Source organism: Mesorhizobium sp. WSM3866 (genome assembly GCF_002294795.1).
Classification (GTDB): domain Bacteria; phylum Pseudomonadota; class Alphaproteobacteria; order Rhizobiales; family Rhizobiaceae; genus Mesorhizobium.
The window spans coordinates 224,641-240,336 of record NZ_NSGC01000009.1; the positions used below are offsets into that span (position 1 = coordinate 224,641).

General features: G+C 61.2%; 20 protein-coding genes and 1 tRNA gene. 8 read left to right on the plus strand and 13 right to left on the minus strand.

The genetic code is table 11. The features are described from left to right. Positions 1-23 precede the first annotated feature (23 nt). Complete coding sequence (locus CK222_RS21395; protein ID WP_095801714.1) at positions 24-1,169, minus strand: hypothetical protein; 1,146 nt, start codon at positions 1,167-1,169, stop codon at positions 24-26. A 137-nt stretch (positions 1,170-1,306) separates the two neighbouring features. Beyond that, entirely contained in the window at positions 1,307-1,843 is a 537-nt protein-coding gene (locus tag CK222_RS21400; RefSeq protein WP_245299591.1) for an EipA family protein, read from the minus strand. 117 nt (positions 1,844-1,960) lie between these two features. Here CK222_RS21400 and CK222_RS31810 point away from each other — a divergent pair, with 117 nt between their 5' ends. From CK222_RS31810 to CK222_RS21410, 3 genes are all read left to right on the plus strand, one after another. After that, complete coding sequence (locus tag CK222_RS31810) at positions 1,961-2,209, plus strand: hypothetical protein (protein ID WP_141247094.1); 249 nt, start codon at positions 1,961-1,963, stop codon at positions 2,207-2,209. A 19-nt stretch (positions 2,210-2,228) separates the two neighbouring features. Then, positions 2,229-2,858 (plus strand): histidine phosphotransferase family protein, encoded by a 630-nt coding sequence (locus CK222_RS21405; RefSeq protein ID WP_095801715.1) that lies wholly within the window; start codon positions 2,229-2,231, stop codon positions 2,856-2,858. A 232-nt stretch (positions 2,859-3,090) separates the two neighbouring features. After that, positions 3,091-3,459: a response regulator gene (locus CK222_RS21410; RefSeq protein ID WP_067326373.1), complete on the plus strand. Its 369-nt coding sequence runs from the start codon at positions 3,091-3,093 to the stop codon at positions 3,457-3,459. Positions 3,460-3,522: 63 nt separating this feature from the next. On the opposite strand, the gene ctrA is transcribed toward CK222_RS21410, so the two are convergent. Beyond that, positions 3,523-4,218 carry a cell cycle two-component system response regulator CtrA gene (ctrA, locus tag CK222_RS21415; protein ID WP_006203583.1) on the minus strand — a complete coding sequence of 232 codons (696 nt, stop codon included), beginning with the start codon at positions 4,216-4,218 and terminating at the stop codon, positions 3,523-3,525. 449 nt (positions 4,219-4,667) lie between these two features. Between ctrA and CK222_RS21420 the strand changes: the two genes are divergently transcribed. After that, positions 4,668-5,045 (plus strand): flagellar export protein FliJ, encoded by a 378-nt coding sequence (locus CK222_RS21420; protein ID WP_095777257.1) that lies wholly within the window; start codon positions 4,668-4,670, stop codon positions 5,043-5,045. A gap of 79 nt (positions 5,046-5,124) precedes the next feature. Here the strand turns inward: CK222_RS21420 and CK222_RS21425 are convergent, their stop codons facing one another. Continuing rightward, positions 5,125-5,532, minus strand: coding sequence for a helix-turn-helix domain-containing protein (locus CK222_RS21425; protein WP_095777256.1), 408 nt, complete (start codon positions 5,530-5,532; stop codon positions 5,125-5,127). 90 nt (positions 5,533-5,622) lie between these two features. Here CK222_RS21425 and CK222_RS21430 point away from each other — a divergent pair, with 90 nt between their 5' ends. Beyond that, positions 5,623-6,546 (plus strand): NADP-dependent oxidoreductase, encoded by a 924-nt coding sequence (locus CK222_RS21430; RefSeq protein WP_095801716.1) that lies wholly within the window; start codon positions 5,623-5,625, stop codon positions 6,544-6,546. 66 nt (positions 6,547-6,612) lie between these two features. Here the strand turns inward: CK222_RS21430 and CK222_RS21435 are convergent, their stop codons facing one another. Then, positions 6,613-6,888, minus strand: coding sequence for a DUF1153 domain-containing protein (locus CK222_RS21435; protein WP_006203587.1), 276 nt, complete (start codon positions 6,886-6,888; stop codon positions 6,613-6,615). A gap of 257 nt (positions 6,889-7,145) precedes the next feature. Here CK222_RS21435 and mnmA point away from each other — a divergent pair, with 257 nt between their 5' ends. After that, positions 7,146-8,336, plus strand: a complete 1,191-nt coding sequence (gene mnmA, locus CK222_RS21440; RefSeq protein WP_095781230.1) for a tRNA 2-thiouridine(34) synthase MnmA — start codon at positions 7,146-7,148, stop codon at positions 8,334-8,336. Positions 8,337-8,388: 52 nt separating this feature from the next. Here the strand turns inward: mnmA and CK222_RS21445 are convergent, their stop codons facing one another. Continuing rightward, on the minus strand, positions 8,389-9,354 hold the full coding sequence (locus tag CK222_RS21445; RefSeq protein ID WP_066994138.1) for a Gfo/Idh/MocA family oxidoreductase: 966 nt from the start codon (positions 9,352-9,354) through the stop codon (positions 8,389-8,391). Between the two features lie 229 nt (positions 9,355-9,583). On the opposite strand from CK222_RS21445, the gene CK222_RS21450 reads away from it, so the two are divergent. Continuing rightward, positions 9,584-9,660 (plus strand) — tRNA-Met (locus CK222_RS21450). A 9-nt stretch (positions 9,661-9,669) separates the two neighbouring features. Continuing rightward, complete coding sequence (locus CK222_RS21455; RefSeq protein ID WP_210201937.1) at positions 9,670-10,998, plus strand: integrase arm-type DNA-binding domain-containing protein; 1,329 nt, start codon at positions 9,670-9,672, stop codon at positions 10,996-10,998. Here CK222_RS21455 and CK222_RS21460 read toward each other — a convergent pair. The 7 genes from CK222_RS21460 to CK222_RS21490 form a co-directional block, all read right to left on the minus strand. Further along, positions 10,990-11,475 carry an SLOG family protein gene (locus tag CK222_RS21460; RefSeq protein ID WP_095801718.1) on the minus strand — a complete coding sequence of 162 codons (486 nt, stop codon included), beginning with the start codon at positions 11,473-11,475 and terminating at the stop codon, positions 10,990-10,992. The two genes, CK222_RS21455 and CK222_RS21460, sit on opposite strands and share 9 nt — an antisense overlap. Continuing rightward, entirely contained in the window at positions 11,472-12,137 is a 666-nt protein-coding gene (locus tag CK222_RS21465) for a hypothetical protein (RefSeq protein ID WP_095801719.1), read from the minus strand. Before CK222_RS21465 ends, CK222_RS21460 begins: the two co-directional genes overlap by 4 nt. An 88-nt stretch (positions 12,138-12,225) precedes the next feature. After that, entirely contained in the window at positions 12,226-13,713 is a 1,488-nt protein-coding gene (locus tag CK222_RS21470; RefSeq protein ID WP_095801720.1) for a DEAD/DEAH box helicase, read from the minus strand. A gap of 7 nt (positions 13,714-13,720) precedes the next feature. Continuing rightward, entirely contained in the window at positions 13,721-14,263 is a 543-nt protein-coding gene (locus CK222_RS21475) for a hypothetical protein (RefSeq protein ID WP_095801721.1), read from the minus strand. Between the two features lie 3 nt (positions 14,264-14,266). Continuing rightward, a complete protein-coding gene (locus tag CK222_RS32425) occupies positions 14,267-14,926 on the minus strand; it encodes a hypothetical protein (protein WP_176477691.1) in 660 nt (219 codons plus the stop codon). Between the two features lie 45 nt (positions 14,927-14,971). Beyond that, positions 14,972-15,307, minus strand: a complete 336-nt coding sequence (locus CK222_RS21485; protein ID WP_095801722.1) for a hypothetical protein — start codon at positions 15,305-15,307, stop codon at positions 14,972-14,974. Then, a complete protein-coding gene (locus CK222_RS21490) occupies positions 15,304-15,579 on the minus strand; it encodes a hypothetical protein (protein ID WP_095801723.1) in 276 nt (91 codons plus the stop codon). The genes CK222_RS21485 and CK222_RS21490 overlap by 4 nt, the downstream gene beginning before the upstream one ends. Between the last annotated feature and the right edge of the window lie 117 nt (positions 15,580-15,696).

Below are 15,696 nucleotides of genomic sequence, written 5' to 3' on the forward strand. Positions count from 1 at the left end.
CTCCGCTCGCCACGGCATTCGGATCAGTTGCTTGCGTTGGCCTTCTGCAAGGCCCTGACACGGTCCGCGAGGCTGATGCCGCGCTCGCCAATATCTTGCCGCTCGTCGCGAGGGGTCGCCAAGGCCTTGGCGATCGGCGAATCCGGCCCTTCCAGCCTCATCGTCAGGTTGACGACCTCGGCGGCCAGTTCGTTCATTTGTTCGCGAAGCGCCGCACCGGCGCGCGGTGCCTCGGCTGCCTGTTCGGGCTGTGCCGTTTCCAGCGCGGCAAGATCGGTCTTGAGCCGCTTGTTCTCCCGCGCAAGCGCCGTCAGCCGCGCCTCCAGCCGCTCGCGATCGCCTTCGAGCTTGGCGATGGCATTGTCGATCCCTTGGACTTCGTCGGCCTTATGCGTTCCGCCATTTACCGCATGATCTTTGCTTGGGCGTTCGCGCATCCGCGCAAGCTCCTTTTCGCGCCTGTCCAGCTTTTCCTCGCGGTCGGCAAGCGTTGCAAGCAGCCGTTCGACCTTCTTGTCCAGCTCGGCCGTCCGCTTCTTCTCCGCCTTGAGCGCGTCCCTGGCGGCTTTGCTTTCCGCTGCCAGTTCCTGATTGCGCCGGTCCGCTTCCTTGCGCTGGCTGCGCAGCACCGCAATGTCATTGGCAAGCTTGTCCAGTTCCGATTCGCGGGCGACGAGCTCGATCTGGCGGTTTGAGGAAGAAAAGCTGGCTTCGTCATACATCTGCTCGAGCTTTTGCAGCTCCAGCGCGCGCTTCTCCAGCGAGCGCTCCGCCTGCGCCAGCTTTTCTGTAAGCTTGTGCAACTCTTCCTCGCGCAGCCTGAGCTCCGCGTTCTTGGCCTGCAGATCGGAAAGCGCCTGAGTCTTGTCCTTCTTCTCGACCGCCAGTCCCTTCAGGGCCTCCTGGGCGCGGCCGATCTCGACCAGTTGCTCGGCCATCTTTTCCTTCAGATTTTTGATGTTCATCTCGAGTCGGCGCGTGTTCATGGCGAACTCGGCGCGGATACGGTCCTTCTCGGCCAGCATCTCGGCAGGCGTCAGCGGCATCGAGGCCTCAAGGCGCCGGCGTGTCAACACGACGGCCCGCCGCCAGACGGCCGGCGCGATCAGCGACACCAGAAAGGCCGCGCAGAGGAAGCCGAGTGCGAAGAACAGGATCGACTGGACCAAGGTGGACTATCCGTATGCGAGGCGGCAACCCGCCATGCCGACTGTGCCACCTTGGCATGGCGGAAATCCAGCGCCGCGGCAAGAGCACGCCGCGGCACGATCAGTCTTATCCGAGCGGCTGTGGCAATCCTGTCCGGTCAGAACGGATTCCACGTCGCCCGCTCGGTCAGCTTCAGATAGCCGAGATTGACGCCGAGCCGGGCACCGACCCCGGTGCGGATCGGAACGAGCAGCACTCTGTTGCTTTGCAGCACGTTGAAGCCGACGCCCGCCACGACATAAGCCGATCCGGCGACGCCGCCGAAGCGGTTGTAGAGGCTGCTGATATCGTCGAGATTGTAGACCAGCATCATCACGCGCGAGCCTTCGCCGCCGAAATCCCAGCCGAGCGATGGGCCTTGCCAGAACACCTTATGGTCGCCGGCGTTCTTGGTGTACAGCGTGCCCTCGCCATAGGTCAGGCCGCCGATCAGCGCGCCGGATCCCTCCTCGCCGAGCAGATAACCGTTTGGCAGGCCGTAGGACGCGAACACCTTTTCGACCACGGTGGCGAGGCCTCCCGACGTCGCGCCGAAGAACTTGTGGCCGGAATCGACAATCTCTTGCGCGGTGTATTCCTGGGCCCGCGACGCCGAGGTTGAGAGGATGAGAGCACCCGAGAGGGCGATCGTCATGGTGAGGACGCGGACGAACATCCGGTCAAAGAATCGGGAAAACATGCTTCCAATCTCCGTCAGGGAGCACTTTCGCCGACGCCTCGTATCCCTACGGCTCTTGGCGGCCGTTTCGAGATGACTGTTACAGGCAAACTATGCCGTAATCCTTTTTCAACCATTAAGCTGGCGCAGGAAGATGGCGGTTCGAGGGCTGAAGAGCCTGACACGATCTCTATCAGCCTCAATTTCGCGGCATCAGGACCATTTTCGCTGTCCGCAGCTGTGGATTTGTTGATGCATGGACGGACGCTGTGTATTCAGAAGGCCTTGGAAAAGAGCGTGATTCGCGTAGCGGGCGCGACAACGTTCGGCCATGACATGTGAACCAGCAGGGATTTCTCCGATGGCCGAGCTCTTCACCCTCTCCGCCCCCGATCTGGCTGCGCTTTTGTGCAGCCGCGTATGCCACGACATCATTTCGCCGGTCGGCGCCATAAACAACGGCCTCGAACTGCTCGATGAAGGCGGCGCCGACGAAGACGCCATGAAGCTGATTCGCCAGAGCGCCAGGAACGCCTCGGCGCGGCTGCAGTTTGCCCGCATCGCCTTCGGCGCCGCGGGCTCCGCCGGCATGATGATCGATACCGGCGACGCCGAGGCCGTGGCCATTGCCTTCCTGAAGAACGAGAAGCCGGAACTTGTCTGGAACGGCGCCCGCGCGCTGCTGCCCAAGAACAAGGTCAAGCTTCTGCTCAATCTCATTCTTGTCGCCAATGCCGCCATACCGCGTGGCGGCAGGATGGTTGTCACGCTGGAGAACCTCGAGACCGAACCGCGTTTCTCGCTGTCGGCGAGCGGCCCCATGCTGCGGGTGCCGCCGAAATTCCTCGAGCTGCATTCGGGCCACAAGCCCGAGGAGCCGATCGACGCCCACTCGGTCCAGCCTTATTACACGCTGCTTCTGGCGCGCGAGGCGAACATGACGATCTCGATCCATGCGACGGCCGATGAGATCGTGTTGTCGGCGGCCTGAGGCGACAGCCAAGAACAGGTCAAGTATCCATTGTCACTGATCTTGCAGCTGGCGGTGCGATCGAAGCATTGCCTGCCGCCTGGCACTGCAATGCATCGCAGGCCAAAACCGCGCAAAGCGGTTCTTTGGAAAAACTTTACCTAACCGCTTTTCGGCTTCTTTACCAGATTGTTCTAGGGTGCCTCACGGTTACCGGATTGCCGGTTCGGCAGATGGCAAAGAGGACCCGGAAATGAAACGCTGCCTGTTCGTGGACGACTCGAGCGTCATCAGGAAGGTCGCGAAGCGTATCCTTGGCGGCTCGGACATCGTGGTCTTCGAGGCGGCCAGCGGGCTTGATGCGATCGAGATCTGCTCCGGCGACATGCCCGATGTCATTGTTGTCGACGGCGGCCTGCCGGATATGCAGGCGGTCGACCTCATTCGCCGCATCCGTGCCATCGAAAACCGCGTCAAGCCGCAGATCCTGGTCTCGCTCGTCGAAGTCGATGTCGGCTCGATCATGCGAGCGAAACGTGCCGGCGCCCAGGGTTACCTGCTGAAGCCCTTCAACCGCGCGCAGTTGCTCGAGAGCTTCCGCTTCCTGAAAATCGCGGCCTGAGCTTTTCGACACCCCAAACAAAAACCCGGCCTGAGCCGGGTTTTTGTGTGAATTGGCAGAGGATCAGGCGCTGACGCGGATGTCTTCCGGCTCACGCAGCACATAGCCGCGGCCCCACACCGTCTCGATGTAATTCTGGCCGCCGGACGCTGCGTCGAGCTTCTTGCGCAGCTTGCAGATGAAGACGTCGATGATCTTCAGTTCCGGCTCGTCCATGCCGCCATAGAGGTGGTTGAGGAACATTTCCTTGGTAAGGGTCGTGCCCTTGCGCAGCGAGAGCAGCTCAAGCATCTGATATTCCTTGCCGGTCAGGTGCACGCGCTGGCCGCCCACCTCGACCGTCTTGGCGTCGAGATTGACCACCAGGTCGCCGGTGGTGATGACCGACTGGGCGTGGCCCTTGGAGCGGCGCACGATGGCGTGGATGCGCGCCACCAGCTCGTCCTTGTGGAAAGGCTTGGTCATATAGTCGTCGGCGCCGAAGCCGAGGCCGCGCACCTTATCCTCGATGCCGGCCATGCCGGAGAGGATCAGGATCGGCGTCTTGACCTTGGAGAGGCGAAGCGTGCGCAGCACCTCGTAGCCCGACATGTCGGGCAGGTTAAGATCGAGGAGGATGATGTCGTAATCGTAGAGCTTGCCGAGATCGACCCCTTCTTCGCCAAGGTCGGTCGTATAGACGTTGAAGCTTTCCGATTTCAGCATCAACTCGATGCTCTGTGCGGTTGCACTGTCGTCTTCAATCAGCAGAACACGCATTTCATTCCCCTTTTCTGCCGCCGAGTCGCGTCACGACCCGTCCCGAACCCGGAGCAGTGATTGCCTGAACAGAAGGTGCCACCGACTGGTTAACAAATCCTAATTTCGTGTCGGTCACGATATCAGATTTTTTAACCCCTTTCTACACCCACTTGAATCTAATAACGAATCGTGGACCCAAATCGCTCATGTACCACATTAATAAGCAAGCCTAAGTGACTCCAGAGACTCGCAGGCCGCGCTTCCTGCCGCTGTCCGGAATTTTTACCCGGCCTTAAGTCCTCGCCCGTATGATTAACAATGCCCGTAAACGAATGGTTACCGCCGGCAAAAATCTTTAGGGCTTTGTTTCCCATAGAGCGGGGAAAGCCGGTGGAAACGGGCGACGCGTAGGCCTTTCGAGGTCGATGGGACGATATGCAGGTGTGCGTTTTGCGGAGTACCGAGTCATGAAGTCACGTGAAAACCTCGTTCGGCTGAAGCAGTTTCAGGTGAATGAGAAGCGGCGCCAGCTGTTGCAGCTGGACATGATGATCGCCGAATTCGAACGCATGGCCGTCGAGTTGGAGGCGCAAATCGTCGCTGAAGAGAAAAAAGCCGGCATCACCGACATCAATCATTTTGCCTATCCGACCTTCGCCAAGGCGGCACGACTGCGCCGCGACAACCTCAGGAACTCGCAGAACGATCTCGCCCAGCAGCGAACCATGGCCGAATCATTACTCGGCGAAGCTGAAGCGGAGCTTTCCAAGGCGGAGATGCTGGAATCGCGCGACAGCAAGATCCGCGACGCGGAAGTGGGCGGCCGCAGCGCCATGATCGGCTGACCGCCGAGCGCAATTGATCCCTCGGAGCGCTGCCTGATCGCCGTTTCGAACCACGAGCCGAAAAAGCCCGGCCTCCGGCTTAGGGCAGCATCGCCGTTTCATCATCCTGATGGTCCACCGATGCCCGCGCTCGGGCTTCCTTGATGTCGGGGGCATGCTCTTCCGCCCAGGACCTGATCTGGCTGAGAAGTCCCGCAAGGTTCTGGCCGAGCTCCGTCAATTCATACTCGACCCTCGGCGGTATGACCGGATAGACCTCGCGCCGGACGAGCCCGTCGCGCTCCAGCACGCGCAGCGTCTGCGTCAGCATTTTCGGCGTGATGCCTTCCAGCTTGCGGGCGAGCTCGCCATTGCGCAGGCGGCCGCGCCGCAACGCGCAAACCGTCAGATAGACCCATTTGCTGGCCAGCATTTCGAGCACCGTATGCGACGGGCATGTGCGCCGGAATGCATCGTAGCCAAAGGAACCGCTGTCTTCACTATCCATGAGGTATCTATATATCCGAAAGGTGCATACTAGACAAGCGATTGTTACTATCCAAATGATAGCGGCAGCAATCAAGCAGGAGAGCATCCAATGCGTGCCGTTACCCAGAATTCCGTTGGCGAACCCGACGTCCTTTTCGTCGCCGAACAGCCGGCCCCCTCGCCCAAGGCCAGCGAAGTTCTGGTCCGCGTCAAGGCCGCGGGCATCAACCCGGTCGATGGCGCGGTGCGCGCCGGCTACTTCCCTCTCATCGGCGAACCACCTTTCATTGGCTGGGATATCTCGGGCACCGTCGAGGCGCTGGGCACCGGCGTGACCGCCTTCAAGGTCGGCGATGCGGTCTTCGGCATGCCGCGCTTCCCCAAGCAGGCCGCCGCCTATGCCGAGTTCGTCGCCACGCCGGTGGACGAGATCGCAGCCAAGCCTGCCGCCATCGACCATGCCCAAGCCGCGGCGCTGCCGCTGGCCGGGCTGACCGCCTGGCAGGGTCTCGTCCGCCACGGCGGTTTGCAATCCGGCCAGCGCGTCCTGATCCACGCCGGCGCCGGCGGCGTCGGCCATCTTGCCGTGCAGATAGCCAAGGCGCGCGGCGCCTGGGTCATCGCCACTGCGAGCCCGGACAAGCTTGATTACGTCCGCTCGATCGGCGCCGATGAGGTCGTCGACTACACCAAAGGCGATTTCACCGAACAGGTCCGCGATATCGATCTAGTGCTGGACGCCATGGGCGGCGACCATGCCGACCGGTCGCTGAAAGTGCTGCGCGAAGGCGGCGTGCTGGTGTCGCTGCTCAACGTCCACGATGCGACAAGGGTCAAGGCCGGGGAGCGCAACATCCGCGTCGAGCGCATGTCGGTGGTGCCGGATCGCGAGGGGCTGGTGGAACTCGCCAGGCTAGTCGATGCCAGGAAGCTCGCCGTGCACGTGGCGAAGGCTTTTCCGCTGAACCAGGCGGGTGCCGCCCATGCCTTCCTCGCCACCCGACCGATCGGCAAGGTTGTGCTGACGGTTTGATCAGCGCAGATCCCGGAAGCAAAAGGGCGCGGAGTTCCGCGCCCTTCTTTGGGTTCCGGCGCTGGCCTAGTGCCGGTACTGCTGGATCCGCGTCGTGCGCAGCCCGGCAAGGCCATATTCGTCGATCGATGCCTGCCAGGAGAGAAACTCCTCGGTGGTCAGCTTGTAGCGTTGGCAGGCCTCTTCCAGGCTGAGCAGTCCGCCGCGGACCGCCGCGACCACTTCCGCCTTGCGCCGGATAACCCAGCGCCGTGTATTCGTCGGCGGTAGATCGGCTATCGTGAGAGGGCTGCCGTCGGGCCCGATAACATATTTGACTCTAGGTCTAACCAGATCGGTCATCGTACTCTCTACTAAAAACTCAAAGACCCAATCCCCGCCACCATACCGCCACAGCTTTAAAAATTGCCTAAGCGAAGCCTAATGACTAGGTAAGGATCGTGAACGTCGCGTTAGGTTTTCGTTCGGCATTTGAGATAATCGCGGTCCGGCCCTGATTTTGCCCGATAAAATCGCTTGAGGAGCCAAGCTGGCGCCGCCGGGATGCTTGACCTATATTCCGGCCATTGGCAGCCAGCGCCACGCAGATTGAAAGAACCATGAACAGCCTCGATCTTCCCGGACGCCCAGAAGACACCCGCGTCGTCGTCGCGATGTCGGGCGGCGTCGATTCATCGGTCGTTGCCGGCATCCTGAAGCGCGAAGGCTATGATGTCGTCGGCGTCACCCTGCAGCTTTACGACCACGGCGCGGCAACGCACCGCGCCGGTTCCTGCTGCGCCGGCCAGGACATCGACGATGCCCGCCGCGTTTCCGAGACGCTCGGCATCCCGCATTACGTGCTCGACTATGAAGAGCGCTTCCGCAAGGCTGTCATCGATCCCTTCGCCGAGAGCTACGTCGCCGGCGAGACGCCCATCCCCTGCGTGTCCTGCAACCAGACGGTCAAGTTCGCGGACCTTTTGGCCACCGCCCAGGATCTCGGCGCCGATGCTTTGGCCACGGGCCATTACATCCGCTCGCGCGCCAATGGCGCGCATCGCGCGCTCTACAGGCCGGTCGATGCAGACCGCGACCAGAGCTATTTCCTGTTCGCCACGACCCAGGCGCAGATCGACTATCTGCGCTTCCCGCTCGGCGGACTTCCCAAGCCGCAGGTGCGGGCGATCGCCGAGGAGATGGGGCTGACGGTCGCCGCCAAGCAGGACAGCCAGGACATCTGCTTCGTGCCGCAGGGCAAGTACTCCGACATTATCGCCAAGCTGAAGCCGGCGGCCGCCAATCCGGGCGATATTGTCCATATCGACGGTCGCGTGCTCGGGCGTCACGAAGGCATCTTGCGCTACACGATCGGCCAGCGCCGCGGCATCGGCATCGCTTCGGGCGAGCCGCTCTATGTCGTCCATCTCGACGCCGACCGCGCCCGCGTCATTGTCGGCCCGCGCGAGGCGCTGGAGACGCACAGGATCTACCTGCGCGCCATGAACTGGCTCGGCGACGGCCCGCTCTCCGACGTTCCGGCCGGCGGGATCGAGCTTTTCGCAAAAGTCCGTTCGACCCGGCCGCCGCGCCCGGCCGTGCTGCATCACCGCGACGGCGTGACCTCGGTCGAGCTGGTCGACGGCGAATCCGGCATCGCGCCCGGACAGGCCTGCGTGCTCTATTCCGATGACGGCGATGAGGCGCGAGTCTATGGCGGCGGCTTTATCGAGCGCTCCGAGCGCGGCGCCGAGGCCGAGGCGATGCTGTCCAGGCTTGCGCAGCAGCCCGCGCACGTCCCCGCCGAGTAACCCACGCCTTCAATCGGGCGCTTTGCCTCAGGATTCCTTTTGTGGTCGCGCCTTAAGCGGGCGACCCGCTATGCGCCACCGTCCCAGCCGTCAGGATGCGCAGCACCCGGATCGCTTCCTCGCCGTCGGTGCGGGGTTCGGCGCGCGTCTCGATGCACTGCATGAAGTGGGCGAGCTCGCGCGTCAGCGGCATGCCTTCGCCGACCGCAACGTAGGAAGGCTCGTTGGCGGTGAACGCCCACTGGCCGCTGTCCTGCCAGACAGCGTGCCTGTAGACGGCAAGCTTGCGCTCCCACGGCTCGACATCGTCGAACACCGCCATCGCCTTGGTTCCGACCACGGTCAGCCGGCGCTCGCGATAGGGATTGAGACGAGAAGCGAAGAGATGGCTGCGCACGCCGTTCGGAAAGCGCATGTGCAGATGCGCGAAGTCGCTGAGGTTGTCGAGCAGTGCCGCGCCCTCGCCCCTGACCTCGATCGGCTCGGTGCCGGTGATGGCGAGGATCATCGAGAGGTCATGCGGCGCAAGGTCCCAGAGCGCGTCGTTCTCGGTGTGGAACTTGCCAAGGCCGAGCCGGTGCGAGTGGATGTAGCGCACCTCACCAAGCTCGCCATTGTCGATCAGCGCCTTCAGCGTTTCGAAGGCGGGGTGGAAGCGCAGCACGTGACCCACCATGAAGACGCAGCCATTGTTCCTGGCGGCCTGCACCGAACGCTCGGCGTCCGCGACCGTCAGCGCGATCGGCTTCTCCACCAGCACGTCCTTGCCGCCCTCGATGGCGCGCAGCGCCATGTCGGCATGGAACTGCGGCGGCAGCGCCATGACAATGGCGTCGACATCGGCGCGCTCGAACAACTGGTCCGGCCCGATCGCCAGGCAGTCCTGCTCGCTGGCAAAGCCTTCGGCGCGGGCACGGTTGACGTCGGAAACGGCATGGAGCGCGCCAAGCGCCTTGAGGGTGCGGATGTGGTTGCTGCCCCAGTATCCGCAACCGAGGACGGCGATGCGCGGCTTCATTCGTTCAAACTCTAGAATTTCGTGGCCGAGACATAGCGACGTGCCCCGTCGAACTCAACCCCGATGCATGCGCTTCAGCGTCTGCCCGGCGCGGCTTTTCCGGGATGAGATTATGCTGATGCGTGCGGCTTGACAGCTTTGCCCTGCCAACCTTATATCCGCGCGACCTTGGCGAACGCCTCGAATTGCCCACGACCGGTGTGGTTCTTCGAGCCTCTTCGCCGCTCCTGGCGGAGTAGCTCAGTTGGTTAGAGCACGGGAATCATAATCCTGGGGTCGGGGGTTCAAGTCCCTCCTCCGCTACCAGCCCCCTCCTTGACGATCAAAAAAGTCAATGAAATCAATGGGGCACCCTCGCGCAGTGTCCCGATACGTCCCAATGCATCCCTTGATGCGGAGTCATTTGTGGGTATGTTGGCCGTCTCGCGAGTCCACAGTTGCGTAGGTTCTATCATGCCTTTGACCGACATCCAGTGCCGCAACGCCAAGCCTAAAGCAGACGGATCGCCGTCCAAGTTCGCAGACGGCGGCGGTCTCTTTCTCGCGGTAACGCCGGCCGGTGGCAAATACTGGCGCATGAGTTATCGCTTCGACGGAAAACAGAAGCTGCTCTCGTTGGGCGAGTATCCGGGCGTCTCGCTTGCGCAGGCGAGGGCTTTGCTCGATGCCAACAAGCGGACCTTGAAGGCCGGCAAAGACCCCGCCGAGCACAAGGTAGCCGCGATCATGGGTGGCCTAGACGGCTTCGAAACGGTTGCCCGCGAATGGCTCGAAGCACAGAAGCCGGCGTGGGTTGCCGAGCATTATCAGCGCGTGCTCGGTCGCTTCGAGAACGACGTGTTCCCGGCGATCGGAAAGATGCGCTGCCGCGACATCCAGGCTGCGAAAATCCTCGAAGTGCTGCGCGAGGTTGAGAAGCGCGGTGCGCTCGACGTGACCAAGCGCATCCGCCAGTCAATCAGCAAGGTCTTCCGCTACGCTATCGCAACGGAGCGCGCCGACCGCGATCCTGCTGCCGATCTGGTAGACGCGTTGAAGGCGCAGCCGAAGGTCAAGCACATGGCCGCGCTCGAAGCCGATCAGATCGGCGAGTTCATGACGAAGCTGCAAGCCTATGACGGTGAGCGACAGACGCGCCTGGCCATCGAACTGATCATGCACACGATGCTGCGCACCAACGAGCTTCGCTTCGGCAAGTGGAGCGAGATCAAGGATGACCACTGGTTGATCGACGCCGAGCGCATGAAGATGTCTCGCGACCACAAGGTTCCGCTGACCAGGCAGAGCAAGGCAATCCTGGCCGAACTGAAAACCATTGCTGGCGACTCTGACTGGATCGTGCCCGGCGCTGGCGGTCAGAAGCCGATCAGCCAAAACACGATGATCTTCGCGCTCTACCGCCTCGGCTACCATAGTCGCCTGACCATCCACGGCTTCCGGTCGACGGCCTCAACGGTGCTCAACGAGTCCGGTCTATGGAGCCCCGACGCGATCGAACGGCAGCTTGCTCACGTCCACGGCGACAAAGTGCGATCCGCTTACAATCGCTCAGAATATTGGGCCGATCGCGTGAAGATGATGGAGTGGTGGAGCAATTACCTGACCGAGCGCAATTCGAATGACCTGACGGCGCTGCTAGCCTAACAGGCTGCTCAGATCGTTCTCCCATCTCGGCCAAAGATTGTCGAAAGGGCGGTCCACCTTCTTGGCATATTTGAGGCAGTTGAAAGTGCCGCCCCATGAGCCGTCCCAAAGAGCGCACATCTTGTTCGCTCGGTCCACCATCCACTCGTTGCGCTTCTGCATTGCGCGGCTGCCAGGAATATCGCTGACGACGTAGACGGACGCGGCCTTGGACAGGAGCGCTTCGAGCCGTCGCCGGCTCTCGGGCGGCCACCGCGAATCGTGCCCCTTGAAAGGCACGGCCGCGATGAGCGGAATGCCGAGTTCAACAGCACCCTCCGCGAAGGCTTCGTCCCACCCGAGCGCCATGCCGCTGACCGCCTGCTCGGGCAGTTCGGCTGCCAGGTAGTTCATGGCCAGTATGCGCAGCGCCACGCGAACGTCTTCCCCGTATCCGCCGAGCTTGGGCGGCCGGTGCCCTGTCGCCGCAATGATCAAAGCCGCTCGGCGAACGTGCGGATAACCCTAAACGACTCAATGTCTGCCATGCGAACCTCGTAGCCGTTTGCCTTGCGCGTTCCCACCTTCTCGATCGTCGGCCAGTCGAGTTCGTAGATGACGACTTGGAAATCCGGCATCGGGATCACACCAAGCGTGACGGTGCCGTTCCGCGTCTCGGGCGGAATGAGGAAATACTCGCGTTCACCGACGATCGGCGTCACGTGCAAGCGGTAGTGAGCCCCACGGATGATGGCGTACAGGTTAACGTTGTTGTCTTTCGCAACCTGGTCTGTGTCTTCGGGGAAGGACGGGTGGCCACCATCCATCTGAATGAAGCCGGCCACGACATTGACAGCGCCGCCAGCGACGACGTTTCGAGTTTTGCGCTGAACCTCGCTCAACTCGGGCGAAGTGCCGGCTGCAAGCCAGCCCGCATCGACCTTCAGTATCTTAGCCAGGGCCGTCTGCGGCGCGCGGCGCGGAAGCGTCTCACCGGCAAACCATTTGCGAACAGTCTCTGCGGCGACTTCAACGCCGTGCTGAGCGAGTCTTTCGACGAACCAGCCGAGGCGGCCGTAGTTCAGGGGCGGTACATCTGGATTGCCATCGCAGGCCTGTTCCAGGCGGCGAGCAAAATCAGGGTGTGCGATATCCTTCAAGCAAATCTCCTTTTCTCAACTCTCGTACCGCCAAATCACTTTCGCCCACTGCATCTGAGTCGAGAAATGTGCACATTAAAAGTGAAAGTCAAGTGTGGAGCGTGAAATTTCTGATAATACGGTCCTGCGTTGCATCCTTAGCGTTGAGGATAGTTAACGCACGCTCGTCATACGTGCCTTCTGCGATGATCGGATATATCAAAACTTGCTCAGTCTGTCCCGGTCTCGGAAGTCGAGCGTTTGCCTGCAGCCACAACTCAAGCGAGAATGTGAGACCGTACCAGGCGGCGATGTGTCCTCCGTATTGCAGATTCGTGCCGTGCCCGATAGATGCCGGATGAGCGAGCAGCATCTTGATTTTCCGCTGATTCCATAGGGTCACAGCGTCCTTGTTCTCATTTGCGACGATCGCATGAGGGTAGCGCTTGCGGATCGCGTCCTTGTCAAACTTAAAGCTGTAGAAAACCAGAAGGTTCTCCCCCTGAGCGCTCTCAACGAGTTCTTCGAGAGCGCCCATTTTGGCGTCGTGAATGTGCACGACCGAGCGATCTTCCTTATAGAGATGACCATTAGCGAATTGCAGAAGCTTGTTCGCAAGCACGCCGTTGGACACCGCTTGAACGTCATACGGTTCACTGAAAAGTGTTTTTTCGAACTCCCGATAATCACGCATTGCGTGATCCGGCAGCCGCACCTTCATCGGAATGAAGCGCGGATCAGGGACGACCTTTTCCTGCGGGATCGTGACAAGCAGGTCGTGCAGCCGTTCGAGGATTTCCTTCTCGGCATATGACCGTGGCGTGACTGTGTGCGTACGCTGGTCCTTCTCGAACCAGCGGCGCTCGAAGTCCGACTTGTCGCGGCCGAGGCGCTGCCCCTGATCGAGCAGATATGCCTGGCCCCACAGGTCTATGAGCCCCTGCGGTGCCGGCGTGCCGGTCAGTTCAACGATGCGGCCTATCTTACGCCGCGCGGTCGTCATGATCCCGAAGCGCGTCTGCTTGCCGCCCTTGCGAACGCGGATCGTGATCTCGCCAGCCGCGTTGACGGTCTTGACCTTGGTCGCCTTCGTGCGGCCCTCGCCGCTCTTGAACCGGCTCGACTCGTCGATGACAACTGTGTCCCAGTACCAGTTCTCGACTGTGCGGATGTGCTGCGCGAGCCAGCTAAGGTTTTCGAAGTTGATGGTGGTGATTTCGGCACGGCGCTTGATGGCCGCAGCACGTTCCTCGGGCTCGCCCACGGCCACCGCATATGAAAGCGCTCGCGTGTGCTGCCATGCCCCGATCTCGTCAGGCCAGGTATTAGCCGCGACGAAGTAAGGTGCGATGACTAGGACGTGCTGCGCCTCGAACCGGCTTAGCAGGTCATAGAGCGCGTCCAGCGTGGCGCCGGTCTTGCCCGAGCCCATGGCCGAGATGACGAGCTTCGCGGAGCTACCTTTGATGATGTCGGAGATTAGCCGCTGCGTCGCTCGCATGTCGGAGCGCGGGCGGATCGACGGGCCACCATAGTGTCCGATCGACGGCGGCGGCTCGTCGGCGAGCAGGTCCGACAGGTCGAAATCGAAGTCCATACCGTGTCTAACCGCTTTTCACCATTGCCACGAAATCGCCCGCGTTGCTTGCAGGCGCTTGACGGCACGCCGGATAGAAGCCCTCGCAGTTGCAATAGCGATACGGGTCTTTCTCGCAGGGCTTGAGCGTCAGTGGTTGCTGTCCACCGGCATTCCTCGCTTCCTCCAGCTTCCTGCGCAGGTCTGAGGCTTCGGCTTCGGAGGCGTCGAGTTTCCTGGCTACGTCAAGCAACCTTTCAAGCGATCTGTCGCGCGACGCTTTAAGCTCATCCCGTTCCGCAGAGAGGCTGGTGAGGGCGGTGGCGGGAACTAGAGGCACCAGTTCGCCGTGATCGATGTTAGCCAGCCGCTCGGCTGCTTCCCTTTCGATAAAGACGCGCTTCCACCCCAAGCCCTCAATCAGCCATGCGGCGATCCCCTCTGTCGGTGCCACCGCCTGTGCAGGGGTGGCGTCCGGCAGTGGGAACAACTCAAATCCGGCACCGATCTCACCTTCATCGCCATCCTCGATGATCTTTTGCTTAAGCCATTCCGGGTCGAGATGAGGCATCGGTCAGCCCTCCAACTTTGCAAGGGTCAGGTAGCTGTCACGCCACCCTTCCCATCGCTGCTGAACGCCATCGTGCTTGTATCGGTGAGTATTTCCCCATTCTCCGTCGAAGGGTGCCAGATCGAAGGTCCGGTTATAGCGATCCTCAAAGGCTTTGATGACACTGTTGGGGACGAACGGTTCGGCAATATGCCGTTCAACCTCCATGCTGCGTGCCGCCGCCTTCACCGGCACGATGTCCATCACGTCTCGTGCATAGTCGCTATCCATCAGATCGGAGGAGGCGGCGAGGGCGGCACGGGCTACGTCTCCACAATCACAGGGCCGACTGCCGTCTTGCTCCTTCGTAACGGGTATAGCCTTTGGCGTGATGTATGAGGGATCACCATCCCACGATGGCGTGTCGATCCAATTTTCAGGATCGGCGTAAAACTTCAACGCATCCACCATCGCGAACGACTGCCCCGCAACCATGTGCTGAACCATTTCCGTTGCCTGCGCCGCAGTAAACAGATTGGTGCCGACCGGCCTATGCTTCATCGGATGAGCAGTATGCTCGTTAAAATCGGCCTTGAAGCTGATGCCGGCGTCTGGTCTGAAATCTTCCGGCAATCTCCACGCCAGAAAACGGTCTACCATCTTGTTGATTTGATCTTCGGTCATTTAACTACCCTTCGATGTTGTGGGTGAAAAGCGGATAGGCATGGTTCATACGAGCAGCATCTTGGTCTTCAGAAACTCGATGGCTTCGGCGCCTGTATAGAAGACGTGGACGGTCACGCCGACATCGGCCAAGCGCTTGAACTCTTGCTCCTGACCCTTCGACAGTTTGCCGTCGCGCGAGCGCGTCTTGCCGCGCTTCTTCATCTCGATCGGGATGATATGCCCGTAGCCGAAGAAGAAGCGATCCGGGCAGCTATGGCGGCCCTGATACTGCATCTTTCGCGCGATCCAGCCGTTGTTCTCGGCCCACGCAACCACGTCGAGTTCTTCATTGGCTTCGAGGGTGCGCGTGCTGAAGTCGAAGTCGTCGAGCACTTTCATGGCATGAACTGCGGCCGTGGCGGGGGAGGCAATTGCACCGCGCAGCGCTCATGTGGCGCTGTTGCTTGCACCTGCCGGCGTGCCAGGAAGTCCTCGGATGCTCGCCTGTTCATGAAAGCCTTGTTCTTGGCGAGCGACCAACGCGGCGACTGGTAGCCGGATCGATCCCAAATCTTCTTGATCATCTCGTCGGCGAAAGCTTCCTGCCGACGCCAGTAGGTGATGTCGCTTTGAAGCTGATCGGTGGACCAGTATTTTCTGCTGCTGCTCATGATGACCCCTTCAGTTTTGAAAGGCAGCGGCGGCAGGTCACTTGCCCAGGGGCACCAGTGCTGATGACTGCCGACATCCAGCGGCGGCCGGGTACACCGCAAAGCGACGAGGCGCCC

Coding starts and splice junctions, on each gene's coding strand:
- CK222_RS21400 (WP_245299591.1), bottom strand. CDS start 1,843: ATGACGATCGCCCTCTCGGGTGCTCTCATCCTCTCAACCTCGGCGTCG.
- CK222_RS31810 (WP_141247094.1), top strand. CDS start 1,961: ATGACTGTTACAGGCAAACTATGCCGTAATCCTTTTTCAACCATTAAG.
- CK222_RS21405 (WP_095801715.1), top strand. CDS start 2,229: ATGGCCGAGCTCTTCACCCTCTCCGCCCCCGATCTGGCTGCGCTTTTG.
- CK222_RS21410 (WP_067326373.1), top strand. CDS start 3,091: ATGAAACGCTGCCTGTTCGTGGACGACTCGAGCGTCATCAGGAAGGTC.
- ctrA (WP_006203583.1), bottom strand. CDS start 4,218: ATGCGTGTTCTGCTGATTGAAGACGACAGTGCAACCGCACAGAGCATC.
- CK222_RS21420 (WP_095777257.1), top strand. CDS start 4,668: ATGAAGTCACGTGAAAACCTCGTTCGGCTGAAGCAGTTTCAGGTGAAT.
- CK222_RS21425 (WP_095777256.1), bottom strand. CDS start 5,532: ATGGATAGTGAAGACAGCGGTTCCTTTGGCTACGATGCATTCCGGCGC.
- CK222_RS21430 (WP_095801716.1), top strand. CDS start 5,623: ATGCGTGCCGTTACCCAGAATTCCGTTGGCGAACCCGACGTCCTTTTC.
- CK222_RS21435 (WP_006203587.1), bottom strand. CDS start 6,888: ATGACCGATCTGGTTAGACCTAGAGTCAAATATGTTATCGGGCCCGAC.
- mnmA (WP_095781230.1), top strand. CDS start 7,146: ATGAACAGCCTCGATCTTCCCGGACGCCCAGAAGACACCCGCGTCGTC.
- CK222_RS21445 (WP_066994138.1), bottom strand. CDS start 9,354: ATGAAGCCGCGCATCGCCGTCCTCGGTTGCGGATACTGGGGCAGCAAC.
- CK222_RS21470 (WP_095801720.1), bottom strand. CDS start 13,713: ATGGACTTCGATTTCGACCTGTCGGACCTGCTCGCCGACGAGCCGCCG.
- CK222_RS21475 (WP_095801721.1), bottom strand. CDS start 14,263: ATGCCTCATCTCGACCCGGAATGGCTTAAGCAAAAGATCATCGAGGAT.
- CK222_RS32425 (WP_176477691.1), bottom strand. CDS start 14,926: ATGACCGAAGATCAAATCAACAAGATGGTAGACCGTTTTCTGGCGTGG.
- CK222_RS21485 (WP_095801722.1), bottom strand. CDS start 15,307: ATGAAAGTGCTCGACGACTTCGACTTCAGCACGCGCACCCTCGAAGCC.
- CK222_RS21490 (WP_095801723.1), bottom strand. CDS start 15,579: ATGAGCAGCAGCAGAAAATACTGGTCCACCGATCAGCTTCAAAGCGAC.